General features: G+C 57.4%; 31 protein-coding genes. 11 read left to right on the top strand and 20 right to left on the bottom strand.

All coding sequences use genetic code 11. From position 1 onward, the window contains the following. Positions 1-99 precede the first annotated feature (99 nt). The 7 genes from K8R57_04225 to K8R57_04195 all read left to right on the top strand — a co-directional run bounded on the left by K8R57_04225 (position 100) and on the right by K8R57_04195 (position 4,512). On the top strand, positions 100-717 hold the full coding sequence (locus tag K8R57_04225; protein ID MCE9587503.1) for a nucleoside monophosphate kinase: 618 nt from the start codon (positions 100-102) through the stop codon (positions 715-717). A gap of 19 nt (positions 718-736) precedes the next feature. Beyond that, positions 737-985, top strand: coding sequence for a hypothetical protein (locus K8R57_04220; GenBank protein ID MCE9587502.1), 249 nt, complete (start codon positions 737-739; stop codon positions 983-985). Positions 986-1,006: 21 nt separating this feature from the next. After that, positions 1,007-1,942 (top strand): methionyl-tRNA formyltransferase, encoded by a 936-nt coding sequence (gene fmt, locus K8R57_04215; protein ID MCE9587501.1) that lies wholly within the window; start codon positions 1,007-1,009, stop codon positions 1,940-1,942. A 74-nt stretch (positions 1,943-2,016) separates the two neighbouring features. Beyond that, positions 2,017-2,766 carry a UMP kinase gene (pyrH, locus tag K8R57_04210; protein MCE9587500.1) on the top strand — a complete coding sequence of 250 codons (750 nt, stop codon included), beginning with the start codon at positions 2,017-2,019 and terminating at the stop codon, positions 2,764-2,766. A 39-nt stretch (positions 2,767-2,805) separates the two neighbouring features. Further along, positions 2,806-3,366, top strand: a complete 561-nt coding sequence (gene frr / locus K8R57_04205) for a ribosome recycling factor (GenBank protein ID MCE9587499.1) — start codon at positions 2,806-2,808, stop codon at positions 3,364-3,366. A 38-nt stretch (positions 3,367-3,404) separates the two neighbouring features. After that, a complete protein-coding gene (locus K8R57_04200; protein ID MCE9587498.1) occupies positions 3,405-3,920 on the top strand; it encodes a peroxiredoxin family protein in 516 nt (171 codons plus the stop codon). 34 nt (positions 3,921-3,954) lie between these two features. After that, a complete protein-coding gene (locus K8R57_04195; GenBank protein ID MCE9587497.1) occupies positions 3,955-4,512 on the top strand; it encodes a lipid-binding SYLF domain-containing protein in 558 nt (185 codons plus the stop codon). Between the two features lie 89 nt (positions 4,513-4,601). Here the strand turns inward: K8R57_04195 and K8R57_04190 are convergent, their stop codons facing one another. From K8R57_04190 to rplM, 6 genes are all read right to left on the bottom strand, one after another. Beyond that, positions 4,602-5,000 carry a hypothetical protein gene (locus tag K8R57_04190; GenBank protein MCE9587496.1) on the bottom strand — a complete coding sequence of 133 codons (399 nt, stop codon included), beginning with the start codon at positions 4,998-5,000 and terminating at the stop codon, positions 4,602-4,604. A 33-nt stretch (positions 5,001-5,033) separates the two neighbouring features. Further along, the gene (locus tag K8R57_04185; protein ID MCE9587495.1) at positions 5,034-5,432 is read right to left on the bottom strand and encodes a hypothetical protein; all 399 of its coding nucleotides are present in this window, start codon (positions 5,430-5,432) and stop codon (positions 5,034-5,036) included. Positions 5,433-5,448: 16 nt separating this feature from the next. Further along, positions 5,449-6,309 (bottom strand): undecaprenyl-diphosphate phosphatase, encoded by an 861-nt coding sequence (locus tag K8R57_04180; protein ID MCE9587494.1) that lies wholly within the window; start codon positions 6,307-6,309, stop codon positions 5,449-5,451. Between the two features lie 76 nt (positions 6,310-6,385). Then, positions 6,386-7,084: a hypothetical protein gene (locus K8R57_04175; protein MCE9587493.1), complete on the bottom strand. Its 699-nt coding sequence runs from the start codon at positions 7,082-7,084 to the stop codon at positions 6,386-6,388. Positions 7,085-7,192: 108 nt separating this feature from the next. Continuing rightward, a complete protein-coding gene (gene rpsI, locus K8R57_04170) occupies positions 7,193-7,594 on the bottom strand; it encodes a 30S ribosomal protein S9 (protein MCE9587492.1) in 402 nt (133 codons plus the stop codon). Between the two features lie 35 nt (positions 7,595-7,629). Further along, positions 7,630-8,055, bottom strand: coding sequence for a 50S ribosomal protein L13 (gene rplM / locus K8R57_04165; GenBank protein ID MCE9587491.1), 426 nt, complete (start codon positions 8,053-8,055; stop codon positions 7,630-7,632). Between the two features lie 127 nt (positions 8,056-8,182). On the opposite strand from rplM, the gene K8R57_04160 reads away from it, so the two are divergent. Beyond that, on the top strand, positions 8,183-8,971 hold the full coding sequence (locus tag K8R57_04160; GenBank protein ID MCE9587490.1) for an MBL fold metallo-hydrolase: 789 nt from the start codon (positions 8,183-8,185) through the stop codon (positions 8,969-8,971). 19 nt (positions 8,972-8,990) lie between these two features. On the opposite strand, the gene K8R57_04155 is transcribed toward K8R57_04160, so the two are convergent. Continuing rightward, positions 8,991-9,410, bottom strand: a complete 420-nt coding sequence (locus K8R57_04155) for a hypothetical protein (GenBank protein MCE9587489.1) — start codon at positions 9,408-9,410, stop codon at positions 8,991-8,993. A gap of 144 nt (positions 9,411-9,554) precedes the next feature. Here K8R57_04155 and K8R57_04150 point away from each other — a divergent pair, with 144 nt between their 5' ends. From K8R57_04150 to acs, 3 genes are all read left to right on the top strand, one after another. Continuing rightward, on the top strand, positions 9,555-10,712 hold the full coding sequence (locus tag K8R57_04150; protein ID MCE9587488.1) for a cysteine desulfurase: 1,158 nt from the start codon (positions 9,555-9,557) through the stop codon (positions 10,710-10,712). Then, the gene (locus K8R57_04145) at positions 10,709-11,347 is read left to right on the top strand and encodes a SprT-like domain-containing protein (GenBank protein ID MCE9587487.1); all 639 of its coding nucleotides are present in this window, start codon (positions 10,709-10,711) and stop codon (positions 11,345-11,347) included. Before K8R57_04150 ends, K8R57_04145 begins: the two co-directional genes overlap by 4 nt. 93 nt (positions 11,348-11,440) lie before the next feature. Beyond that, complete coding sequence (gene acs / locus K8R57_04140) at positions 11,441-13,387, top strand: acetate--CoA ligase (GenBank protein MCE9587486.1); 1,947 nt, start codon at positions 11,441-11,443, stop codon at positions 13,385-13,387. A 567-nt stretch (positions 13,388-13,954) separates the two neighbouring features. On the opposite strand, the gene murA is transcribed toward acs, so the two are convergent. The 13 genes from murA to K8R57_04075 all read right to left on the bottom strand — a co-directional run bounded on the left by murA (position 13,955) and on the right by K8R57_04075 (position 24,973). Next, positions 13,955-15,214: a UDP-N-acetylglucosamine 1-carboxyvinyltransferase gene (murA, locus tag K8R57_04135; protein MCE9587485.1), complete on the bottom strand. Its 1,260-nt coding sequence runs from the start codon at positions 15,212-15,214 to the stop codon at positions 13,955-13,957. Between the two features lie 21 nt (positions 15,215-15,235). Beyond that, entirely contained in the window at positions 15,236-16,087 is an 852-nt protein-coding gene (gene prmC / locus K8R57_04130; protein ID MCE9587484.1) for a peptide chain release factor N(5)-glutamine methyltransferase, read from the bottom strand. 13 nt (positions 16,088-16,100) lie between these two features. Next, complete coding sequence (gene prfA, locus K8R57_04125; GenBank protein MCE9587483.1) at positions 16,101-17,186, bottom strand: peptide chain release factor 1; 1,086 nt, start codon at positions 17,184-17,186, stop codon at positions 16,101-16,103. A gap of 101 nt (positions 17,187-17,287) precedes the next feature. Further along, on the bottom strand, positions 17,288-17,530 hold the full coding sequence (rpmE, locus tag K8R57_04120; protein MCE9587482.1) for a 50S ribosomal protein L31: 243 nt from the start codon (positions 17,528-17,530) through the stop codon (positions 17,288-17,290). 122 nt (positions 17,531-17,652) lie between these two features. Then, positions 17,653-18,753, bottom strand: coding sequence for an Lrp/AsnC family transcriptional regulator (locus K8R57_04115; GenBank protein ID MCE9587481.1), 1,101 nt, complete (start codon positions 18,751-18,753; stop codon positions 17,653-17,655). A gap of 131 nt (positions 18,754-18,884) precedes the next feature. Continuing rightward, positions 18,885-20,042: an aminotransferase class V-fold PLP-dependent enzyme gene (locus K8R57_04110; GenBank protein ID MCE9587480.1), complete on the bottom strand. Its 1,158-nt coding sequence runs from the start codon at positions 20,040-20,042 to the stop codon at positions 18,885-18,887. Beyond that, positions 20,042-20,383, bottom strand: coding sequence for a hypothetical protein (locus K8R57_04105; protein ID MCE9587479.1), 342 nt, complete (start codon positions 20,381-20,383; stop codon positions 20,042-20,044). Before K8R57_04105 ends, K8R57_04110 begins: the two co-directional genes overlap by 1 nt. A 157-nt stretch (positions 20,384-20,540) precedes the next feature. Continuing rightward, positions 20,541-21,167: a histidine phosphatase family protein gene (locus tag K8R57_04100; protein MCE9587478.1), complete on the bottom strand. Its 627-nt coding sequence runs from the start codon at positions 21,165-21,167 to the stop codon at positions 20,541-20,543. Between the two features lie 159 nt (positions 21,168-21,326). Continuing rightward, positions 21,327-21,953, bottom strand: a complete 627-nt coding sequence (gene bioD, locus K8R57_04095) for a dethiobiotin synthase (protein MCE9587477.1) — start codon at positions 21,951-21,953, stop codon at positions 21,327-21,329. 169 nt (positions 21,954-22,122) lie between these two features. Further along, positions 22,123-22,479, bottom strand: a complete 357-nt coding sequence (locus tag K8R57_04090; GenBank protein MCE9587476.1) for a four helix bundle protein — start codon at positions 22,477-22,479, stop codon at positions 22,123-22,125. Positions 22,480-22,519: 40 nt separating this feature from the next. Further along, complete coding sequence (locus tag K8R57_04085) at positions 22,520-23,395, bottom strand: ABC transporter ATP-binding protein (GenBank protein MCE9587475.1); 876 nt, start codon at positions 23,393-23,395, stop codon at positions 22,520-22,522. An 8-nt stretch (positions 23,396-23,403) separates the two neighbouring features. Then, the gene (locus K8R57_04080; protein MCE9587474.1) at positions 23,404-23,676 is read right to left on the bottom strand and encodes an acylphosphatase; all 273 of its coding nucleotides are present in this window, start codon (positions 23,674-23,676) and stop codon (positions 23,404-23,406) included. A 10-nt stretch (positions 23,677-23,686) separates the two neighbouring features. Beyond that, entirely contained in the window at positions 23,687-24,973 is a 1,287-nt protein-coding gene (locus K8R57_04075) for a glutamate-5-semialdehyde dehydrogenase (GenBank protein MCE9587473.1), read from the bottom strand. Positions 24,974-25,059: the final 86 nt, after the last annotated feature.

Below are 25,059 nucleotides of genomic sequence, written 5' to 3'. Positions count from 1 at the left end.
CATATCATCTCTCCCTTTATTTCTTTGTCAACGCGCTCTCCGTGCATTGGGCCGTTGATTTTCCATGAACGCTGCCCTAGAATCGCTCTGATAAGTATTATGTCACGTTACCGCACTATCCTGATTTTTGGCGCTCCTGGAAGCGGCAAGGGAACCCAAGGCAAGATCCTTGGTAAGATACCCGGCTTCTACCACTTCGCTTGCGGCGATGTCTTCCGGTCGCTCGATCCCACTAGTGAACTAGGCGCCCAGTTCCTTGAGTACTCCAGCAAGGGAGAGCTTGTTCCCGATGAGATGACCGTCAGGCTCTGGCATGAGTCGATCCGCAAGACTGTGGAATCCGGAAAGTTCAAACCTGAGCGCGATCACCTCATCCTGGACGGAATTCCGCGTAATGTCGCCCAAGCCGTGCTCATGGAGACTCATATCGAGGTCCGCAGGGTCTTTCATCTTTCCTGTCCCGATCGGGATAAGCTGGTTGCCCGTCTCAAGAAGCGTGCGCTGCGCGATAACCGACTTGACGACGCCAACGAGGAGGTCATCCGCAACCGTCTTGGCACCTATGATTCCGAGTCCAAGCCGATGCTGAGCCACTACTCGTCGGTGAAGCGTCATGATATTGATGCCTCGATGACGCCGCTGGAAGTGCTCCACAAGGTTTTGGAAGGACTCCTGGAGGAAACATCTGCCGAGAGTTCCACTCTGACTCCCCGATAGGTAGTCAGATCACAGGTTCATGAGCCAGTTCGAGAACCTGCGGGCCTCCTCGCTCTATTGCAATAAATGCGCCAAGGCGATGCCGGTGAGGGAAATGCTCTTGCTGGTTCTACCGGACAAGGAGATCTACGACTATCTCTGCACCGGGTGCTCGGCATCACTTGGCAGCCGTGAGGTAAGTGCGGGAGATCTTAGAATGTCTAAGGTGTCCAAGACAGCGATGAAAGGCCGCCGTAACTCAGGAATCCCGTCTTCCTTCGGGTACTAAAGGCCTGATTGCCCCATACGAATGCGCGTACTTTTCGCCGGCACTGGGGATATCGGGATTCCGACCCTGAACTATCTGATGGCTCACCACACCTTGGTAGGCGTCCTGACTCAGCCAGACCGCCCGGCCGGGCGACACCGCGAACTCAAGGCTCCCGCGATCAAGGAGGAGATACTCAAACTGGCTCCCAAAATTCCGATGCTCCAACCGGAATCCCCACGACTTCCCGAGGCCATTTCCTGGGTTCGGCAACTTGCCCCGGAAGTGATGGTCACGATGGCTTACGGACGGATCCTACCCAAGGAGCTTCTCGAGGCGCCTTCCCTTGCCTGCCTGAATATCCATGCCTCGGTGCTTCCGCGCCATCGTGGAGCCTCCCCGATCCAGGCAGCCATTGCCTCGGGAGACCGGACAAGCGGCGTCACCATCATGCATATGGCCGAGGGACTCGACACCGGCGATGTCATTCTTGAAAAAAGCATTACTCTCGCGAGACGCGAGACTGCCGGTTCGCTTTCGGAAAAACTTGCCAATTTGGCCCCGCTTGCCCTGTCCGAGGCTCTGGAACTTCTCTCCCATGGGAATGCTCCGCGTTTCCAGCAGGATCATGCACTGGCTACCGTCACCGGTAAAATCGGAAGGGAAGAGTCATTGATCGACTGGAGTCAACCCGCAGTCGGGCTCGAACAGAAAATCCGCTCCCTTCAACCGAGGCCTGCTGCCGTCGCGACTCTTCATGCGGCCACTGGAGAGGTGATTTCTCTCAAGATTCATTCGGCAATCCTTGCCCGGAAGGCCTCGGGAAAGCCGGGCAGCATTCTCCGGGTCGATGAACGAGGAGTGCTTGTCGCCTGCGGTGAGGGGGGGCTTCTGCTTCGAATGATCCAGCCCGAGGGAAAGGCACGGATGCATTCGGCCGCCTTTGCGCGCGGTCGAGCGCTGAAAACTGGCCCGTAAAGGCATGGTTGGAAGGATTTGATGGTGCCGATTTGACTTTGCCTCGGGCCTCTCCTGCGGTTTGATTTGTCCTCATGTCCGATACCTTGTCGTCTTCGCCGAAATACAGCCGCATCGTCCTCAAGATCAGTGGTGAGGCACTGAAGGAGAAGGGGAGTTCTGACAGCGTCTCGCCCCAGATCGTGCAGAAAGTGGCGGCCTCCATTGCCGAGGTCAGCAAGATGGGTGTGGAGGTTGCTGTTGTCGTTGGGGGAGGGAACATCTGGCGCGGACTCGCTGCAAGCCATCGGGGGATGAATCGTGCCACGGCGGATTACATGGGGATGCTTGCCACGGTGATCAATGGGATGGCGCTGATGAGTGCCCTGGAGGATCTGGGCCATTCCACGCGCGTCCAGACCGCCATCCAGATGAACAACGTTGCGGAACCCTTCATTGTTCGCCGGGCTATCCGCCATCTGGAGAACGGCCACATCGTTATTTTCGTCGCGGGTACCGGCAATCCTTTCTTCTCGACCGACACGACCGCCGCGCTCCGTGCCAATGAGATCGGTGCCGATATCATCCTCAAGGCAACCAAGGTTGACGGAATCTACGACTCCGATCCCATGAAGAACCCTGAGGCGAAGCGTTTCGATACCCTGACTTACTCGGAAGCCTTGAGTCGCCGCCTGGAGGTGATGGACTCGACGGCTTTTTCCCTCTGCATGGACAATGCCATGCCGATCATCGTTTTTGACATGTCCGATCCCGCGAATATCCTGCGTGCTGTACGCGGCGAAGCTATCGGAACCCTCGTGTCGGATACCACGCCAGCCCTCTAGGGAAATTTCCCTAATTCACCCTTCACCACACCACAGACTATGAGCGCAGAAGAAGTCCTTTTTGAAGCCGAAGCCGGCATGGAGAAAGCCGGAGAATTCATGATGCATGAGTTCAATGCGATCCGCACCGGAAAGGCCTCACCGGCCCTTGTTGAGAACATCGATGTCACAGCCTACGGCAGCAGCATGAAGCTGAAGCAACTTGCCCTCATTACCTCTCCCGAGCCCAGGTTACTCGTGATCCAGCCCTTCGATGCTGGAACCGTCCAGGATATCGAGCGGGCCCTCCAGGAAAGCAAGATCGGCATTAATCCCGCAGTCGACGGAAAGCTCATCCGCCTGCGCATTCCCGAGCTTTCCGAGGAGCGTCGGAAGGATCTTGTGAAGACCATTAACAAGATCGCCGAAGAGACGCGTGTCCGTGTGCGTGCTTGCCGCCGTGAGGCGATGGAGGGTGCAAAAAAACTTCAGAAGGAGGGAGTCATCACCGAGGATGATCTTGAGCGCTCCGAGAAGGAGATCCAGAAGCTCACCGACAAGCAGGTCGAGTCGATTGACAAGCACGTCTCCCACAAGGAAGCCGAGCTCATGACTGTCTAAGTCGTCACGGGTTTTACTTTACTAGCTGCCGATCCTTCATGAAGAGTGCCGCACGTTTCAGGAGTATCGTTCTCTTCCTGATCACATCGCTGATCCTGGAAGCAAATGGGATAAAGCTGCTCGCGAAGGATTCTCTGGTGGTCAACGCCGCACCGGGTTTTACCGGAGGTGCATCGGCCGGTCGCAAGATCACGCTTGCCTCACTCAAGGGTAAACCTGTCGTTCTGCTCATTGCATCTTCGCCCAAGGACCGAGCTTTCCGTTCCCAGATGAAGGAACTCAAGGGCCGCTACGAGCGCCTTGCTTCCCAAGGGATGCTTTTCTTTGCCGCTTTTACCTCGGAGGGAGGGCGCATCCCCTCCAATATCCCGTTCATTCTTGTGGATGACCCTGCGGCCGTGGCGTCCGTTTATGATGTGACCAAAGGATTTGCCGTTATTGTTATTGGTCGTGACGGGAACCTCGATTGCCTCAGCACCAAGACGCTGCCGGGCCAGCGCATCCTTGATCTCTCCATGAACAATGCCGAGGTCCAGATGCAACTCCGGCGCTGATTGAATTTTCTATAACCCTATACCAATATCATCCATGAAGACACTTCATCTCAGTTTCATTGCCGCCTTAGCTGTCGTCGCCACCCTGCTGCTGATTCCTCAAGCCAAGGCCGAGACGGCTTCGGAACTCAGGTATCAGTCGGAGAAAGCACTCCACAGACTTTACAGGAATAACCCCGGGGCCCGGGCGATCAGCGAGAAATCGATTGCGGTCTTAATTTTTCCCGCTGTTTACAAGGCAGGATTCATCGGCGGGGCGCAGACTGGCAACGGAGTTCTTTTCAAGGATGGTCATGTCGCCGGATACTTCAATACGTCGGCCGTCTCCTATGGACTGCAGGCGGGCATCCAGAAGTTTTCCTACGCCCTCTTCTTCATGGACGAACACTCCCTTCATTATCTTAACAAGAGCGGAGGATTTGAGCTTGGTGGCGCTCCATCACTGGTCGTTGCCGATGAGGGATTCACTTCTTCTATGTCCACCACCACCATGCAGAAGGGAATTTTCGCCTTCTTCTTCGGCCAGAAGGGGTTGATGGCCGGACTGGGCATTCAGGGTACAAAGATCACCCAGTTTACTCCTAGCGAGTAGTTTGGCTTAATAGGTTCTCTCTTTTGCCATTACTCATGAGCTATCATGAGAAGGGGAGAGAATGTGGGGGCGGGCGTCAGTTTGACTAATTAGAGAGGATCGGAAGCCACGGTCCAACCGTTACCATAGCCAAGCGCTGGTCCCCAAGCGTTCCAGTCGCTATCATCCATGTTGACCTGGGCATCCAAGAGCTTCGCATCGATTTTCTGCTGACTTACTTTCAGCTTGCGGTATGCCTCATATTGGGATGAATTCCCTGCCAAAAGAGTCTTACGCGCCGTATCAGCGAAGACATAAACAGTTCCTTTCTTGCCAACCAAGGGAACCACTTTCCCGGATTTCAGGGAATTGAGCTTTGCTAACTGAGCTGGAGTCGTCGCTGGAATCGTCTTGAATCCTGCAGCGGCCAAGAGGGTCCTTTTATCGCTCAGATTCGAGCAGGCCACCAGTCCGGCCATACAGAGAAGTAGGATCGCTGAGTGCTTCACGAACATTGGGTCCAAGATGGGGACTTGTAACGATTAATAGAAGCCCGGTCCCCAGAACGGTCCATCCATCCCACCCCAGCAGCCCCACTGCGAGGCATCGGCATTGAGAGCGGCGGTCGCCTCCTTGTCCTGCTGCATTTTATACTGGAGGGCATACTGCTGATAAGCGGTGTACTGTTTTTGGTTTCCGATCAAGAGGGTGTTGCGAGAGGCATCCGCAAACAGGAAAGCCGTCTTTCCGTTCTTTGTGACTGGGGTGACCTTCAGCTGGGGGAGGGTCTTGAGTTGGGCGATCTGCTTGGGAGTGGTCGGCACGACCGTGCGGAATCCGGCAGCACTCAGCAGTGTCTCCTTGTTCTGGCCTGACGAGCAGCCGGACAAGACAAGAGCCGCCAATAGGAGAGATAAGAGGGGAAGGGTGAAGAACTTCATGAGTTGTGATGTATCGTTAGTATCCGCGGGAGGCGAGAAAGAAAACAAAGCCCGAGAAGGCGATGCAGTAATAGCCGAACCATGCCCAGTGACCTTTCTCCAACCAGGAGGAGAGCAGCCGGAGAGCGAGCAGGCCCGCCACAAAGGCACCAATCATGCCGAAGAGACCTGGGCCGATCAGATGGAGAAGGTGATGTGGGGAGGCCGCCTCGGCATGGGACTTGAGCAGTCTCATGAGCTCCTTGGCCACGGCGGGTGGAGTGATGATCACCGCCAGGGCGAAGCTGAATTCCTCGACGCGTTGGCGGTTGATGCCCTGAAGCATACCCACGGAGATAGTGGTGCCTGATCGTGAGAGTCCACGGAACGGCAGGCAGAAGCCCTGCGAGATGCCGATCCAGACCGAGGAGAGAATCCCCAGTGAGCGGGTGCCCTGACTTCCGCGCAGATGTCCCGCTACCAGGATCAGCAATCCTGCGGTAAGGAGTGCTCCGCCGACTAGCGGAAGGTGCCCGAAAAGATCTTCCATCTCGCCCTTGCTACTGCCGTGCATGAAGACCTTCTCGATAAGGACCTTCAGAGCCAAACCGACGACTAGGGTCGCAACGGTAGCCACGATGACATTCACTGCCGTCTCCCGGAGACTTGCGGCGCTAGCAAAGAAGGTCCTCTTCCAGGCATTCCAGAAGTAAGCGATGACCGCGACCATGGTTCCGGTGTGAAGCATCACAAGAAGGAAGGTCATCGCTGGGCTCGAAGGATCCAATCCCATGAGCTTTTCAGCCACAATCACGTGGGCTGAGCTCGAGACCGGGAGGAGTTCGGCTGCTCCCTGTACGAGGCCGAGAAAGAGAATCTGAAGAAGGTTGGGTTCCATGGTGTGTGTTGTGTCGGTGTTGGGTAATTAAGAGATAAGGGAAGCCGTTGGCAATCGTGCGAAGCAGTACGAGAGGCTATTTCTTCCTCTCTGAGAGGGTTGTGAAGACCATGACCCAGAACGATTGAGCCACGATAAAGAACGGGATTCCGAGCGCTGCAGGCAGCGAGTAGATAATTGTGACAAGCGGAATCCAGACCATCCAGTTCGCCATCAGGACAGGGAAAATCCTTAAAGCATAGAATGCCACTGGATGATGGCCTCTGAATCCGTGAAGAGTGAAGCCGTGATCTCTCCAGAGGAAGACACAGACAGCCTGGGGAATCGCCAGAAGAGGACAATAGAGAAAGGCATCGACAAGGACCTTTCTCGTTATCACCAAGGCCGTATCCGAAGGGCCGAAAAGAGCATATTGCAGACGATAAAAAAGATCGACCTGCATGCCGATGAGTCCCCAGAAAGGAACTGCGAAGAGAAGACGTTGTCCAAGAGTGCTAGAGTTTGTGCTGGGTTTTCCCAGAAAAAGGAGTCGCAGGAATTCGGGCAGGACCGCCGACGCCGCTGAGGTGCCGACAAAGGAAAAAAGTAGTCCCCAGTGGGAGCGCAGAAGCGTCAGTTTTTCAAAGGCGGCTCTGGCGTCGGGATTCAGGAAGTAGGCTGCGGCCATGAAGGCCATGAGGAGTTGAAGGAGCAGTCCGGGGATCAGATTTTCACGGAGTGCAGTCAGGGATTCTTTCCATGCTGCACGGATCACGTGGTTCTGATGATGCTTCATGTCTCGGGAATTGTCTGCTAGGCCTGGGCTATAAAGAAGAAGAGCTTCCTTTGCAGGAAGCTCTTCTTGAAAGGTGGCACAAAAACCGTGCCAAAAGTAATGGGCGAATTAACGCTTGGAGAACTGGAAGCGCTTGCGGGCACCAGGGCGGCCTGGCTTCTTACGCTCACGCCTGCGGGAGTCGCGGGTCAGGAGGCCATCCGCTTTGAGTAGAGGACGGTTGGCTTCGTTGAATTCGTTGAGAGCGCGGGCAATCGCAAGGCTGAGTGCACCAGCCTGACCCTGAAGACCACCACCGGAGGTCTTTGCTTCGACATCATAGGATTTGATCGCATTCACGACCTCAAGAGGCTTGAGGACGGTGTTCTGCATCGAGATGGTGGTGAAGTAATCCTCGAAGTTCTTGCCGTTGACGCTGATCTTGCCGGAACCCGGAGCTATATTAATGCGGGCGACAGCCGTCTTGCGGCGTCCAGTCGTACCTGTTGTAGGTGTTTTAGCGGTGGCCATGAGATATTTAGAGATCTTTTTTTGGAAAAATGGAGTTACTTGGCAGGCTGAGGATTCTGAGCTGTGTGAGGATGTTCGGAACCCTTGTAAACCTTCAGTTTCCGGTAGACCGTGCTTCCGAGACGGTTGTGTGGGATCATTCCCTTGACTGCACGCTCGATGAGAAGTTCAGGGCGGCGCTCGCGGCGCTGGCGGAAGGTCTCGGACTTATGACCCCCGACGAATCCGGAGAAGCTCATGTAGCTCTTCTGGGTCTCTTTCTTGCCGCCGATTTGGATTTCAGCCGCATTGATCACGACGACAAAATCGCCGGTGTCCACATGGGGCGTCCAGATCGCTTTATGCTTGCCGCGGAGCAGATTGGCGGCTTGCACGGCAACATGGCCGAGGTATTGGTTCTTAGCATCGATCACCCACCACTGGCGTTTAACCTCGGGGGCTTTAGCGGAAAAAGTCTTCATACGGATTTCGGGAAAGGAGATGAAGAGTAGGGAGTGACGCGATAGGTGTCAAAGAGGAAAAAGTGTTTTTTTACTAGAGGCCCCTTTACACTCGCTTTTCAGTCACGTCGGACAACCTTCTCCAGACATGCCATCCATCAGCTTTCTCGGTACAGGTTCCGGCGTTCCTCAGGCCGACCGCTTTTTCGCCAGTTCTCTTCTGCTCCTGGAGGGGAAACATCTGCTTATCGATGCCGGCGAGCCGTGCGTCCATTCCCTGCGCGATCGTGGAACCTTGATTCGGGATCTAGACGCCGTCCTGATTACTCACGGCCATGTCGATCACATCGGAGGCCTGCCCTCCCTGCTTCAGGGGGCGATGCTCCTAGAACGAACGAAGCCTCTCGAGATCGCTCTTCCTGAGGAGATGATCGCCCCGATCCGTGCCTGGATCAGTGCCCTCTATCTCACGGAGGAGGGGATGGGATTCCCGCCTGTCTGGCTTGCATGGAAGGATCGGGAGTCGCTGATGCTGGCCGATGGGAGCATCTCCGTGACGCCGTTTTCCAATCGTCATCTCGAGCAGTGCTACCGTTCTCTTCCCGGTGCGGATGCCGCGCTCCCGTGCAACTCCTACTCACTGGAGATCATGGCTGGTGATTTCCGGGCCATCTTTAGTGGTGATCTTTCATCTGCTGACGATCTTGTGGAACTCGTGTCAACGCCTGCGAATGTCCTCGTTTGCGAACTCTCCCATGTCAGCAAGAATGAACTTGTAGGGGTTCTCCGCGAGGCCAACCTAAATGCGCTCTGCCTGATCCATCTTTCGGAGGATGTGGCAGATGATCGGGAGGAACTTCATGCGAAGATGGAGGAACTCCTGCCTCGCATCTCCGACATTTTTATTCCCGAGGATGGTGAGATTCTCGATTTTTAGCATCCTAGGATGCTAGGCCTTAGTAATTGCCCGGTGGTCGGGGGGCTTCCATCTGGAGCACGGGTACGGGGATCCTGAGCTGTATCTGATCGTCGATCAGGACCTCGACATGGTAGGTCCCGTATTTCTGGAACTGGACTCCGCCGAAGAAATGCACATTGGTGGCATGCGCGCTCAGATCGGACAGGCTAAAGGGAACCTCCGCCTGCGCAATCGCCTGATCCTCCTCTGGATCATAGATGAGGCACTTCTGAATGAAGTCGCCGCTACCGCCACACCAGCGGGTCCAGAGGCAGAGCTTGAAGAAGGCGATCGGTAGAGTGGGCGTCGGGATCGCCCCGATCACGCCGATGAGTGTCTGTTGGCCGCTAATTTCGGCCCGGACATCCTCGCAGAGGATTGCGGCCTGAAGGTCTGGAATAATCGAATCGGCGGTCATAAGAAGCCCCATGCTGTTACAGCCTAAGGACGATGGCAAGGAGAGCATCAGCGTACGATGAGGTTGTTCGGATTCGAGTAGGCGAGCTTTTGAGGCATTGCCGAGCGCATCCGATTGAGGGAATATTCATCCAATCTTTTCTTCATGATCTATCTCGATCACAACGCAACCACACCGCTCTCTCCCGAAGCCAGGAATGCCATGCTGCCCCTTCTGGGGGATCTACTGGGCAATCCCTCCGGCATCCATGCCTCTGCTAGGGTCGCCCGTGCTGCCGTCGATGAGGCGCGTGACCGGATCGCCGCACTGCTCGGGGCCAAATCCCATGAGATTATCTTCACTTCCGGCGGTACGGAGAGCTGCAATCTGGCGATCCTGGGACTGGCAAGGCACCACCGCACCTCTGCGAAAAACCACTTGGTTACCGCCTCCACCGAGCATCATGCCGTGCTTCATACCATGCGCTCCTTGGCTGAGCGGGAAGGATTCGAGCTGACCGAGGTTCCTGTCGATGTTCAAGGAGTGATCGATCCGGAGGTTTTTGCTGCTGCCCTGCGGCCCGAGACTTTGCTTGCTTCGGTGATGATCGCCAACAACGAGACGGGTGTCATCCAGCCGATTGCCGAACTCTCAGCTCTCTGCCGGGAGCGGGGTATCTTTTTTCATAGCGATGCCGTCCAGGCTTTTGGCAAGATTCCCTGCAAGCCCGTTGATCTTGGCGTCGATGCACTCTCGGCGACAGCGCACAAGTTCCATGGACCCCATGGTGCTGGATTCCTCTGGCTCCGCTCGGGGGTCTCCATCGAGGCGATCCAGCACGGGGGCTTTCATGAGAACGAACGTCGTCCTGGCACCGAGAATGTCCCGGCCATCGCCGGCATGGCCGCCGCCGCTGAAGTCGCGGTGAGAGAAGCTTTTGGTACGAAGAAACAAGCCCGCGAGTCAGAGCTTCGGGATCGTCTTTGGCAAGGCATTCGGACTATCGACCCCTCGGCATTCCGGAATGCCGCCTCGGCTCCCTCTCTTGCCAACACGCTCAATGTCAGCTTTCCCGGTTGCGATGGGGAGACTCTGCTGATGGGTCTTGATCTCGAAGGGGTTGCCGCCTCCAGCGGGTCCGCCTGCATGGTGGGATCGATCCAGGCTTCGCACGTGCTGCTAGCCATGGGGGCATCCGAGGATCTAGCCCGCGCGACAGTCCGCTTCTCACTCGGACAGGAGACGACGCCGGAGGCGATTGATGGAACTCTTGCGGCACTGAGCCGTGTTCTGAGACGTCAAGCCCGGCCGCGGCAGATATGACATCACTCGTGGGTCAGTTGAAAGGTCAACTAACAGATCAGCTGAAGCTCCTGTTCGGACACAGCGCTCCCGCATCAGTGAATCCTTTCTCCTCCCGAAAGCCCCACTCTTCGGGGAATTCCCGCAAACGCGATCCGTTCCTTGAGGAGCAGGCTCGGGCACTCCTTCATCCGATCGCTCCCAAGCTCTCGCCCCTAGTCATCGTCGGCTGGAATTCCCGGATGAGGACCACTGCCGGTGTCGCCATCACTTCACGCTGGGAGGTCTGGCTGAACCCGGCCCTGCGTGAAATCTCCGAGTCCGAAGTGGAGATGACCCTGCTCCATGAGCTGGCCCATTTGCTGGCCCAGCATCGTTATGGGCGTCGCCGTCTTGCGCCTCACGGCTTGGAGTGGCGCGAGGCCTGCTGCGATCTTGGGATTCCCGATGAGAAGCGCACCCACCAGCTTCCCTTTGTGAGTCGTCGGATGAGGCGTCGCTACCTGCTGAGTTGCCCGGGTTGCGGAGTGAGCCACTCGCGTGTCCGCAGGCCAAGGAAGAGGATCGCCTGCCTTGCCTGCTGCCGTACTCACAACAACGGTTCCTACGACGAGCGATTCCGCTTCCAGCTCATGGAGAGAGAAATCGGAGAGTGATGAAGTGTCTGTATAGGTTATCCTTTTTCTTTTTCCCGCTTTCTGATGAAAAGGAGATTCGCTCCGTAGTAAAAATTTTAACCCCTCCATAGAATGTCCCAGAACATCGAGTCCCATCTTGTTGAGAACCGCGTTTTCAAGCCCTCCGCCGAGTTTTCTAAAAAAGCCCGGATCAAGAGTATGGCCGAGTACAGGAAGCTCCATGCCGAGTCGGTGAAGAGCCCTGACAAATTCTGGGCCCGCGAGGCCAAGGAACTCCACTGGCTCAAGAAATGGACCAAGGTCCTCGACTGGAAGCTCCCCTATGCCAAATGGTTTGTCGGAGCTAAGTTGAATGCCTCCCAGAACTGCCTCGACCGCCATCTCGACACCCCGCGGGCCAACAAGGCGGCCATCATCTGGGAAGGGGAGCCCGGTGACAAAAAGGTCATCACCTACCGCCAGCTTCACCGCGAGGTTTGCAAGTTTGCCAATGTGCTCAAGCGCAACGGAGTTAAGAAGGGGGACCGCGTCCTTATCTACATGCCCTTGATCCCCGAGGCCTCCATCGCGATGCTGGCCTGCGCCCGGATCGGAGCCGTTCATTGCGTCGTCTTCGGCGGATTCAGCTCCGAGAGCATCAAGGACCGTTTGGCCGACTCCGGCGCGAAGCTCATCGTCACCGCAGACGGCGGCTACCGCCGCGGCCAGTTCGTTACACTTAAGCAGAATGTCGACCATGCGCTGGAAGGGGACACCTCGGTGAAGAAGGTCATTGTCTTCCGACGCGCCAATAGTGATATCCACATCGAGGAAGGACGCGATGTCTGGTGGCACCGCGAGATGGAGTATGTCACCGCCCATTGCCCCGCGGAGCATCTCGACAGTGAGCACCCGCTCTTCATCCTCTACACCAGCGGCTCTACGGGAAAGCCGAAGGGTATCCTCCACACGACCGGCGGCTATCTTGTCGGCACCTACGCCACCACCAAGTACGTCTTTGACCTTCGTGAGGATGATGTCTATTGGTGCACCGCTGACATCGGCTGGATCACCGGTCACAGCTACCTTGTCTACGGGCCTCTGACCAACGGAGCCACCTGCTTCATGTACGAGGGTGCGCCGAACTGGCCGGAGTCCGACCGCTTCTGGAAGCTTATCGCCGACTACGGCGTCACTATCTTCTACACCGCCCCGACGGCTATCCGTGCCTTCATGAAGTGGGGTGACGAGCATCCCGCCAAGCACGACCTTTCCTCACTGCGCTTGCTCGGTACCGTCGGCGAGCCGATCAATCCCGAGGCCTGGATGTGGTTCAATAAGCACATCGGCCACGAGAAGTGCCCGATCGTCGACACCTGGTGGCAGACCGAGACTGGAGCCCACATGATCGCACCGCTGCCCGGCGCCACGCATTGCAAGCCTGGCACAGCCACGTTGCCCTTCTTCGGCATTGACGCCGCGATCGTGGATGACGATGGCAAGGAAGTCCCCCACGGCCAGGGAGGTAAGCTCGTCATCCGCAAGCCCTGGCCTTCCATGCTGCGAGGGATCTGGGGTGACAAGACCCGCTATCGCCAGCAGTACTGGAGAGAGGTGAAGGGTGCCTACTTCACCGGAGACGGCGCTCGCCGTGATAAGCAGGGTAACTTCTGGATCGTTGGCCGCATCGACGACGTGTTGAATGTCGCCGGCCATCGTCTTGGCACTGCCGAGCTCGAGAGTGCCCTAGTCAGTCATCATGCCGTCGCCGAGGCCGCCGTGGTCGGTCGTCCCGACGAGATCAAGGGGCAGGGGATCGTTGCCTTCGTGACCCTGCGTGAGGATCACAAACCCAGCGATGCACTTAAGAACGAACTCCGCAACCATGTCGGCAAGCTCATCGGCCCGATCGCCAAGCCCGACGAGGTCCGCTTCGCCGAAATGCTGCCGAAGACCCGCTCCGGCAAGATCATGCGTCGCCTGCTCAAGCAGGTGGCCGGTGGCCAGTCGCTGACCGGAGATACGAGCACGCTTGAGGATCTCTCAGTTTTGACCAAACTCAGTAAGGCAGAGGAGTAATCCCTCAAAACTTAAAAAGGAACACCCATCTCCTTCATCGGAGATGGGTAAACCCTTCCTTCCGAACGACTCTGCAAAGATTCTGCTTTTTCTGGATATGGAGAAGGAGTAAATACCCCGTTATGGCAAAGGGTTCAAAGCAACAGGAAGACACACTGCCTCCCGAAATCCTTGCGGATAAAAGAGAGGATGTTTTGTCACCTGCTTACGGACAAGGGCCCTTCACCCGACCCCTCCCAAGACCAACCGGCTGCTGGGCGGGATGTATCCAAGATCCCTGTTGCCTCACAAACCGCCGCGACCGAAAACAGACTCCACTACAGAGTCAACCCGTCCCCAAAGACAACTGAGGCTCGGTTTGGGGGTCAAAAAGCACTTTGGTGCTAGAGCGACGGTACTTTGAGGGAAGAGTCATGCGGTCAAGGGATCTGTAGTACAGCTATTGCCTCGACGTCTCCCGACGGTCTCGCTCTCCGGGCTATGACAAGACATAGGCTAATCCATGCTTCCCAGCACTCGGCTTTGCAACCGCAGTGACCAACACCACTCAGCACCAAATGGCCTAGCTCAGGCTTTCACGCGCTCGATATGAGCCCCTAAGCTATTTAATTTCTCGTCGATAGCCTCGTAGCCGCGGTCGATGTGGTAGACGCGGTTGATCTCGGTTACTCCATCCGCCGGTAGGGCCGCCAGGACAAGGGCTGCCGAGGCGCGGAGATCGCTGGCCATGACAGGTGCGCCGCTGAGGCGCTCGACTCCGTGAATGGTCGCGCGGTGATCGGCGAGATCGATGTTCGCTCCCATGCGTTTGAGCTCCGCGATATGCATGAAGCGCTGGGGAAAGACGGTCTCGCTGACGACGCTTGTGCCCTTCATGGTGGCAAGCATGGCACAGAACTGGGCCTGCATGTCGGTAGGAAAGCCGGGGTAGGGGATGGTCTCGAGGTGGAGCGGCTTTCGTGAGCCGTTCGGCGAGATGGTGACCGTATCGCTCGTATGAGTAAGGTCAAATCCCGCCTCCTTGAGGGCATGAATCACGGCGCTGAGGTGGTTCGGTTCGCTCCGAGTAATCGTGACCCGTGATCCGGCGATGGCCCCGGCTACAAGAAACGTTCCCGCCTCGATACGATCGGGAATGACGGAGTGATTGGCTCCGTGAAGTTCGGCGACTCCCTCGATCTCGATGTGATGGGAGCCGGCTCCTGAAATTCTGGCTCCCATGGCGCTGAGAAAGCGGGCCAGATCGACCACTTCGGGTTCCTCAGCGGCTCCCTCGATGACGGTGGTTCCTTCCGCTAGGACTGCTGCCATCATGATGTTCCCGGTGCCGAGGACGGTCGGACCGTGGCGGCCTCGCAGATTGATGCGGGCTCCCTTGAGCTTCTCGGCATGGAGCAGGATGTCGCCCCCTTTAACTGTAACCTTGGCCCCGAGCGCCTCGAACCCTTTCAGATGAAGGTCGATCGGACGATCACCGATAACGCAGCCGCCGGGTAGGGAGACTTTGGCCGACTTCTCACGGCCGAGCAGGGGGCCGAGCACGCAGACGGAGGCGCGCATCTTCCGGACGATCTCGTAGGGGGCCTCCGTGATGATCTTCTCGGCGCGGATCTGGACCACGCCGCTGGCACGCTCCACCTCGGCACCCAGGCTGCTGAGAATGGTGAGCATGTAGTGGATGTCGCTCAGGTCGGGAACCCTATCGATGACGCACTTTTCCTTGGTCAGCAGGGTGGCGGCCAGGATCGGCAGGGCAGAGTTCTTGGAACCTCCGATGCGGACTTCACCCTCCAGTCTTCTGCCTCCGTGAACGAGAATCTTATCCATAATGCGTTTCTTTTTTCCTGATCAATTGCCCTTCATCGCTTCGATGAAACGCAAGATTCCTTGGTAATCGGGGAGGGCGGTAATGTCGCGATAATTATGCCCTGCGAGGCACGTCGTGACCTCGTCCGACTGATCGATTCCGATCTCCAGCAGGAGGTGTCCTCCGGGGGTAAGGCACTTGTAGGCCAGGGGTGCCAGTCTGCGAACCAGATCAAGTCCATCAGCACCACCGTCGAGCGCCAGCAGAGGGTCGTGTTGCACCTCTCGGCTGAGTGTGGAGATCTCTGCGGAGGGAATGTAGGGGAGGTTGGCTGTGATCAAATCGAAGGAGTTTTGACTCAATGTCTCAGGAATGAGATCCGCTTCGTGAAAGATAATGCGATCGACTCCGAGCAGTACTGCATTCTCTCGGGCAAGTGTCAGCGCATCGGGGGAAATGTCAGTAGCGCTGATCATAGCGTCGGGACGCTCCAGGGCCAGTGTGAGGGGAATCACGCCGCTGCCCGTGGCGACATCCAGAATAGAAGAATTCTTGGAGCCTAGATTGGTGTAGGTCAGGGCGCGCTCGACCAACTGCTCGGTCTCGGGGCGGGGGATCAGGGCTCTGGCGTCGCTCTTGAACGTACGTCCGCAGAACTCGACGGTGCCGAGGAGATGCTGGAGAGGGATGCCGGTGCCGCGCCTGCGGATAAGATCCCGCAGGGGAGCTCGCTCGGTCTCACCCAGAGGCCTATCGAACTGCAGGTAGAGATCCATGCGCTTGAGGCCTAGGACATGGGCTAGCAGATGCTCGGCGTTCAGTCGGGGTGATTCCACACCCTGCTTGCCTAGGAACTCGGAGGCTCCCTTGAGCACTTCCAGCAGGGACATCATGGCGGTCGCCATGCTACTGGGAGTCCGATGCTGCCGATGCTTCCAGACGCTGCTGGGTGTCGGCGGCCCCGATGGCGGCGATCAGGTCGGCGATCTCTCCCTCCATAAAGCGGTCGAGATTGTAGAGGGTCACTCCGATGCGGTGCTCAGTGAGTCGGTTTTGCGGGAAGTTGTAGGTACGGATCTTCTCCTCGCGTCCCCCGGAGCCGATCTGGCTCTTACGGTGGGCGGCGTATTTCTGAGCCTCCTCCTCGCGCTTCTCCTCAAGCAGTCTCGAACGCAGGATGGTGAGGGCCTTCTCCTTGTTCTTCTGCTGGCTCCGGCCATCCTGGCAGCGGACGATCTTGCCCGTGGGGATGTGCATGACCTGGACGGCCGAGTCGGTTGTATTGACCCCCTGACCTCCGGGACCGCCCGAGCGGCAGACCTCGATGCGGAGATCCTGAGGGCGAAGCTCGAAATCAACCTCCTCTGCCTCGGGAAGGACAGCGACTGTAGCCGTGGAGGTATGAATGCGGCCCTGGGCCTCGGTCGCGGGGACACGCTGGACTCTGTGCACGCCGCTCTCGTAACGGAGCCTGCGGAAGACATCATTGCCGAAGATCTGGAAGATCACTTCCTTGAAGCCGCCGGCATCGTTTGGACTGGCCTCGATCAGTTCGTAGCGGAGTCCTGCGGCCTCAGCATAGCGAGTGTACATCCGGTAAAGATCCCCGGCGAAGATAGCGGCCTCGGAACCACCGGCTCCGGCACGGATTTCGACGATGGCGTCTCGGTCGTCGTCGGGTTGGGGCGGCAGGAGTGACACGAGGACCATCTGCTCGAGCTTGGGAATCCTGGCATTGATCTCCTCGATCTCGGCCTTGGCCAGCTCCGCCATCTCGACGTCGGTCCCGGAGGCCAGCTCCTGATTCTCAATAAGCTGGGCGCGGCAGCTCTCCATCTCGTCCCAGGTGGAGATGAGTTCCTTCACCCGGGCATGCTCCTTGAGCACCTCGCGGGCTTTCTTGGCATCGTCGAAGAGGGAGGGATCGGTGATCTCCTTCTCAAGCTCCTCGAAGCGCTGACGCCTCTTGGCGATCAGCGGTTTAAAATCCAGATTCATGGCGTTTTTTCCCGATCAAGGATATCGGGAGCCGCCCGGCACCGGCCTATTCCGGTGCCAATCGTCCTCCCGACTGGTGGCCGGGAAGTAGGAAGCTAGGCCTTGGTGGCGAGCTTCGGCTTGGTCGCGCGGGTGGCGCGGACATTGCCGTAGCGGCGTGTGAACTTCTCGATACGTCCTGCCGTGTCGATGAACTTCTGCTCACCGGTGAAGTAAGGGTGGCAGGCGGAGCAGATACCGATCTTGATATTATCTCGGGTCGAGCGGGTCTGGTAAGCGGTGCCGCAGGCGCAGATGATCGTCGTCGGGTTGTAGTTGGGATGAAGACCGGCTTTCATAAGAGTCGGTTAGAATGCAGGAATGAGACCCGGGAGGCAAATAAAAAGGATGAATGATGAGAATGGGGATAAGGCAGGGAAATCATCCCGAACGAGTAACAAGGATTCAGGGGATCCCTCCTTCATACCTCACTCATACTTTCCAACCATTCCCTGTAGATGAGCGGTGAGATCTCGGAGGGCTTGATCTCGCTGCGCCCTCCCCAGAAGACATTGGTATAGAGGAGAGGGATGCCGGCTTCCTGAAGATGGCGGTCCATGGCGGCCTTGTGCTCCAGGACGCGTTCCTTGTCGGTGCCGTGGGCCACACCCATGATGTTCACGTTGTTGAATTCCGGGCCACCCTCGCGCCAGTAGCAGTGAGTCATGATATCGTGACGTCCGATCTCGGCGCCGGCCTCCGCTTCGCGACCGGGAGGTACGGCCCAGTGGAAGAGTGCATTGAATCTGGTGACGCGCACACCGGTGGCCGAGGGCTTCACATGCTCCAGGAAGGTGGAGAAGCGGCCCAGTAGCTTGCGATCCAGGAAGGAGCGGGCGACCTCATAGAACTCCTCAGGGGTGACGCCTGCTGCTTCTGCTCTCTTCAGCCAGGGAAAGGAAATGATCTCCTCGGGTGTGAACTCGCGCTTCAGCTCCAGGAGGACGCGCCATTCCAGATCCGTGAGATGGACGACAGCAGGGCTCATCATTGTGGCGGGTGCTTCGGAGCGTTCACCGGGAGGGGAGTTCTTGCGGCGAACATGTCCGACTCCCAGAGTGAATATCCCCTTGGCCTGCATGATGCGATAGGCGTCAGCACCGATTTTTTGCGCAAGCAGTTCACAATGCTCCATCAGGGAGAATCCCGCCGGGACCTTGAGGGTAGTCCAGAGACGGAAGGCCCCTCCCTCGATGCGGGCATCGGTGGAGCGCACCACGACATGGCCTGAGAAGGGATCCAACTTAAAGAGGAATTCAAACGCCGCTTCGAGCTTCTCCTCGGGAACGCGCCAGGCTATCAGAGCGCCCTCGGCGAGGTTGTTCGCAATCAGGGTCTGGCGGACTCGGCGGATGGTGCCTGCCTCGAGCATGGCCCGGATCCTTGTCAAGACGGTCTCCAGGGGTTGCCCTGACCGCTCGGCCACCAAGGCAAAAGGATCCTCATGGAATCCGGCGATCTTGTCTTCGGAGATGGTTAGGATGGCCGCGTTTACGGGGTCGTTGTGCTCGACGGGAAGCATGGGAAAAAAGGATGAAGGATGAATTATGAATGATGAAATCTAGAGAATCCGAAAAGCGGACGGAGCCGGGATTTGAAGGTAACCCTTGAAGCTTTCAAACTCTTTTTCTGTGTTCCTGATTTCCAGATTTGTCACTTTATGGCTTCCGAGAGGACGTCTAGGACGCGGTCGATCTCTTCGACGGTGTTGTAGAAGTGAGGGCTGAATCGGAGCCAGAAGCCATGGTCTCGGGTCTTCCGATAGGAGGCCGAGATGCTGGCTTGCTCCAAGGTCGCGATCAGTTCGGCAGGATCCTTGGCAGGATAACGCGTGGTAAGGATGCCGGAACGGAGGGGCTCGTGGCTTCGGGGTGAAAGAAACTCGAAGCCAAGTCCTGCAAGACCGACTTCCAGACGATCGCGCCGCTCTAGGATAAGCGCGGAGATGGCGGGGATCCCCTGCTCGCTGATGAGACTGATCGAGGCCCTCATCCCGTAGATGCCGGCCACATTCAGGACACCCGGTTCGTAGCGGCGACCTCCCTCCTCGAACTCGATCGTCCGCTGGGCCAGGAAGTCGGGAGACTTGATATTCCAGGAGCCGAGAAGCGTGGGGCGGCAGGTCTCGAAATGTTCCTTCGCCACATAGACGATGCCGGCAGCCAGAGGTCCGAGTAGCCATTTGTGGGCATCGGCCGAGAGGAAATCGACCTCACGCGCCGGGGTGGGGAAGGCGCCGAGCGTCTGGATAGCGTCGAGCGAGAAGAGGATGCCCCGCTTGCGCAGAAGAGCGCTGATGGCAGAAATATCGATCCTCCAGCCGGTCTGGAAATGACAGGAGGCGAGCGCCACGAGTCGCGTGGCCGGCGTGAGGACTGCCTCGACGCTCTCGGGAGTGATCTTGCCGAGGGATTCGGTCTTCAGCCACTTGATCACGACACCACGGCTCTGGAGGTTCAGCCAGGGATAGACATTGGCTGGATAGTCGTCGCCGTAGACGACAACTTCGTCTCCGCTCTTCCAGTCGATTCCGTTAGCAAAGAGGCTGAGTCCTAGGGATGTAGGGCCGAGTAGGGCTATCTCCTCCGCCGAGACTCCCAGAAGGTCTGCGGAGTCCGCCCGAGTACGGGCCACTTCCTTGAGCACACCTCCGAACTCCTGCTGATCCTCGCTGCTGGAGTCGATGTAGCTCTTCATCGCCTGCGCCGCGCAGGCAGGCAGGGCCGTCACTCCTGCATGGCCGAGGAAGATACGCTTCTTTGCGACCGGGAAGGATGCCAGTCGTTCTGCTTCACCGTTGAAGGGATTCATCAGACCTTGTCCACGCTTTCGCTCGATGTCTCGTGAATCATCTTCCAAAACTGGTCGGTAGTTTCCGCCTGATCTCCGTTATCCTCGGCTTCATTCATGGGGAGCTTCGAGCGGAAGAGGAAATCGCGGATGGTGTTCTTGTGCAGGACCCGGCGAATCAAGATCCCCTCGGCATGACGCTCGAAGTAGATCCGGTGATCCCGGCAGCGGAAGCGGTGGAGGGTGCGTCCGTCTCGCTGGATCGTGCTGAAACTGGCTCCATCCAGCGTGTTGAGGTCCTCGGGTAGAATCTGAAACTCAGCTAACAGGTCGAGCTGGAGGTCCTTGGGCAGGGCGCTCATTTCTGAGGCGCTCACGGGGTTGAAGATGACTTGAAACACGATCTGAGAGGATAACGGAATCAGGAAAAAAGCACAGGGATAAAGGGGATGAAAGAGATGCTGTTAGCTGTTCCCTCAATCTCCCTAGTCTCCTTAATCCCAGTGAGAGCCTCTCTCCTCAGTGCCTTGTTGAATGCGAATGAAAATCGCGGCGGGGATCGTTGCGGAAGGACTCGGCGTTGAGCGAAACGATGACCGTCGATTCGTGCTCGTAACCCAGGATGTTGATCATCCCGGTCTGAAGCACAAAATGACGGCCCTCGATGGGAGGGAGCTCCAGCCAGCGTGCTATCAGGACACGCAGGACATGACCATGGGCGAAGAGAACGACATCATCCCCGACTGCCTTGGCGCGGGCAATAACCCGGTCGCAGCGCTCGGCAACCTGCTCTGCGGAGTCACCGTTCGGCGTCGGATGGGTGAAGACGGTCCAGTTGGGATCCTTCACGCGGATTTCCTTGGTAGTGATCCCCTCGTAGTCACCGTAGTGCCACTCGGTCAGGTCCTCAGTGATCTCCGCATGCTCCAGCAGACCGGCTAGCTCGCAGGTGCGCTGTGCCCTCTTGTACGGGCTGCAGAGTACCAGTTTGAAGTCCCAGTCGGAGAGCTTCTGCTTGAGCGCAGCCGCTTGGCGCTCTCCCTCCAATGTCAGGGGGATTTCGCTGTAGGAAGTATGTCTGCCGTTTTTGCTCCACTCGGTTTCACCGTGGCGGACAAGAACGATCTGGGGACCTGAGGAGCGCATGGCAGGGAAAGGATGAGGTTTGAATTAAGAATGATGAATCGGGAAGAGGGGATAAAAGCTGAAGAAGTGGTAAAAAAATAGTAACTTCTTATTTCTTGAGTTGGCTTGCCCGGCCGGTACTTCGCATCGGTTATTGCTGAGTTCCAAACTAATTTGAATTCAGGCTACGGCGAGTTCCAGGTCGGTCTGTCCCGGGAAGATCTCGAAGAGGATCGGGACTCCGCTGAGTTCGGCAAGGAGGCGGCCGTTCCCCTCGCGGGCCGGATCCGCCACGTCGGAGGGGTGGTTGTTGAGAACAATTCCCGCGCAGGTCAGTCCGCGTGCCTTGATGGACTCGAGGGTGAGCAGGGCATGATTGAGGGTGCCCAGCTTGTTGCGGACGACAAGCAGGACGGGAAGATTCATCTCCTTGGCGAGATCGGCGGCGTCATAGGTTGACGATAGCGGCACGAGCCATCCCCCGACTCCCTCCACGAGAAGGGAACGGTGGGTACTGCGGAGATGATGGAATGCCTGCATGACCTCGGCGGGGTTGAAAGTCCTCCCCTCCAGACGGGCAGCCTCAATCGGGGCGAGGGGAGCTGAGTAGGAGAGTGGTGTGACTTCCTCGGTTGAGAGTTCGTCGTCCGCCGCCGCACGGAGCGCCTCTGTATCGCCTGGCTCCCCGCAGGAGATAGGCTTCATCGCCACGGTGTCGAATCCAGCCTTCCTAAGGCTGCGGGTGAGAAGGGCAGTGACGAAGGTTTTTCCCGCGTCGGTATCGGTGCCGGTGATGAAGAAGTTCATTGGTGAGATAGGCTGTTAGACTGAAGGCTGTTAGACTGTTAGGGAGAGGCAGGAGAACTTAAGGCTGAAAAGGCTATTAGGCTGTTAGGAGGATCCTGAAGAAGCGATGGCTGAAGGCTGAAAAGGTTGTTAGACTGAAGACTGTTAGGCTGTTAGTGGGGTGGGGGAGTTAGCTTTTACGGAGTGAGCGGATCAGTGCACTCAGCACTTTTTCTGTCTCAATAACCTTTGCTTCACAGGCAGAATATTCAAGTGCTTCGGAGTAGCCCAAGCGCATGGATAGGCCTAATTGATAGTGAAGTTCCCTTAATGAGCCAAAAGCAATTTCGAGGAATCGCAGATACTCTGTTTCACTTTCTCGAGCACATCCTTCCACGATATTCGAAGGCACAGAAACGGCTGCCCTTCTCATTTGGGAGGTCAGACCGTATATCTCTTCTTTTGGGAACTTCTGTGTAATTCGATAAACATGGAGGGTCACTTCATCAGCCAGTTCAAACGCTCTGAGTTTGGAGTGATCTCTCACGGATGGATCCTAAAAGTCTAATAGTCTAACAGTCTTCAGTCTAAACTCCCGGCGGCTTCGCCGCCTCCGTGGCCTGCAGAAAGACGGTCTCCAGATCCATCTGAGGTTGGCGGGCTGTGATAAGACGAGCTCCCCGGGACGCCGCGAGACGCGCGATCTCTTCCTGGAGATCAGGTGAGGCGTTCTCTATAATATATTCCGTCTGTCCGCTGACGCCTGTCAGGATATCGAGCGAGCCCTCCCGAACCATATGCCCCTTTGCTAAGATGCCGACGCGGTCGCAGACTTCCTGCACTTGCTCCAGTAGATGAGAGGTCAGCAGGATCGTCTTACCGCGGGCCTTAAGCTGAAGGATCAGGTTGCGGATTTGGCGAGATCCGGAGGGATCAACACCGGCGGTCGGTTCATCCAGAATCAGAAGGCGAGGGTCATGGACCATGGCCTGGGCGAGACCAATGCGCTGAAGCATACCCTTGGAATAGCTCCCGACGCGGCGATCCCCCGCCTCGGTGAGACCGACGAGGTCGAGGAGTTCGGTGGTGCGTGCCTTGAGTTTGCTTCCAGTAAGACCGCAGAGCTTCCCGTAGAAGGCGATCGTTTCCGCACCGGTGAGAAATTTATAAAAGTAGGGATTCTCGGGTAGGAAACCGACATCCACACGACTGGCGACATGTGAACTCGGCACTCCGAAGATTTCCGAGGTGCCCGAGGTGGCGGTGACCAGACCCAGCAGGATCTTCAGCGTGGTGCTCTTGCCTGATCCATTGGGGCCTAGCAGTCCGTAAACACTTCCCGGGGCAATCTCGAGGGAGAGACCGCGCAGTGCCACAACCTGACGGCGACGCAGGGGAACGGGAAAGATCTTTTCGAGATCGCGGATGCTGACAGCTGGAATATGGGAGGGAGTCGTTTCCATAGTGTTTCTTAATCAAGGATACGAAAGCCCTTGATGCCTGGATCCGGGTTCGTGGGGAGGACTGACTCACTCTCGATATGACCCGCCAAATGACTCTCGCGAATACTCTGGAGGAACTCCTCGACCTCGTCTTTCTCCCCGGTGGCCAAAAGTTCAACGCGGCTGTCGGGAAGGTTCTTCACCCAGCCGGTCACTTCAAATCCTTTTGCCAGTGAGAGCACGGAAGCACGGAAGCCGACTCCCTGGACCTTTCCCTTATAGCAGACGCTGACGGTAATCATGGAGTGAAGGTCAGCGGACCTGTCCGGATCCCCGGATGAGATACTTGTAGCTGGTTAGCTCTTCGAGGGCCATCGGGCCGCGTGCATGCAGCTTGTCCGTGCTGATCCCGATCTCGCAACCGAAGCCGAACTCCGCGCCATCGGTGAAGCGGGTGGAGGCATTCCAGTAGACCGTGGCGCTGTCGACATTCTGCAGGAATTTCTCGGCCGTCGCGGTATCGGCCGTGACGATCACGTCGCTGTGATGGGAACCGTGGGACTCGATGTGAGCGATCGCCTCATCCTCGGAACCGACGATCTTGACTGCTAGGATCAGTTCAAGGAACTCCGTGCGGAAGTCGACCTCGGTGGCCTCCTTTAGCAGGTCGGGATGAGCGGCTATCAAGGACTCAGGAATTAATCCAAGGGTCTCCTTATCGCAGCGGAGCTCGACTCCCTGATCGAGCAGGGCTTTGGCTCCCTCGCTAAGGAAAGTTGCGGCGATGTCGCGGTGCAATAGCAGGGTCTCGGCGGCGTTGCAGACGCCGGGGCGCTGGCACTTGGCATTCAGGATGATGTCGCGGGCCATCGAGAGATCGGCCGCTTGATCGACATAGACTGCGCAGATGCCGTCGTAATGCTTGATCACGGGCATGCGGGAATGACGGGAGACTGTCTCGATCAAACCTTTTCCTCCACGGGGGATCATGCAGTCGAGATACTGGTCCATCTCGCAGAGGATGCGGACGGCCTCGCGGTCTGTGACCTGCACAAGCTGGATAGCGGCGGCTGGGAGTCCTGCGTGAGCCGCCCCGGCTTGCAGGGCGGTGGCGATAGCCTTGTTCGAGTGGATCGCCTCGCTGCCTCCTCGCAGGATGACGGCATTGCCCGCCTTCAGGCAAAGCACGGCCGCATCGCTGGTCACATTGGGACGGGATTCGTAGATGATGCCGATAACGCCGATGGGGACGCTGATTTTCTGGAAGGCTAGGCCGTTTTCCTTGGTCCATTCCTTCAGCACCCGGTTGACGGGGTCGGGTAGCGACGCGGCGGTTCTGATGCCCGTAGCCATGGCTTCCAGACGCTTTTCATCCAGACGGAGGCGGTCGAGCATCGCATCGGAAAGCCCATTCTTTTTCCCGCCCTCCACGTCCTGAGCATTAGCATCGATAATGGCTGCGCTCGATTCCAGAAGCTTGCTGGCCATCGCACGCAGGGCGGCATTCTTGGCCTCTGCGGAGGTGACGGCCAGGATGCGGGCGGCAGAGCGCGCTGCGGCTCCGATCGCGTGGAGTTGTTCTGTCAGGTCATCGGCCATGAGTCTCTTTTCTAGTCGAGCCAGGGATAAACGGCAATCGCTCTCATGGTTGATCAGTAATATGGGAGTTTATAGAAATCATGGGA

Source organism: Verrucomicrobiota bacterium, from assembly GCA_021413925.1.
In the GTDB taxonomy this organism is placed as follows: Bacteria; Verrucomicrobiota; Verrucomicrobiia; order Chthoniobacterales; family UBA6821; genus UBA6821.
The sequence above is the reverse complement of the archived record's forward strand: the minus strand, read 5'-3'. Positions and strand labels throughout refer to the sequence as shown.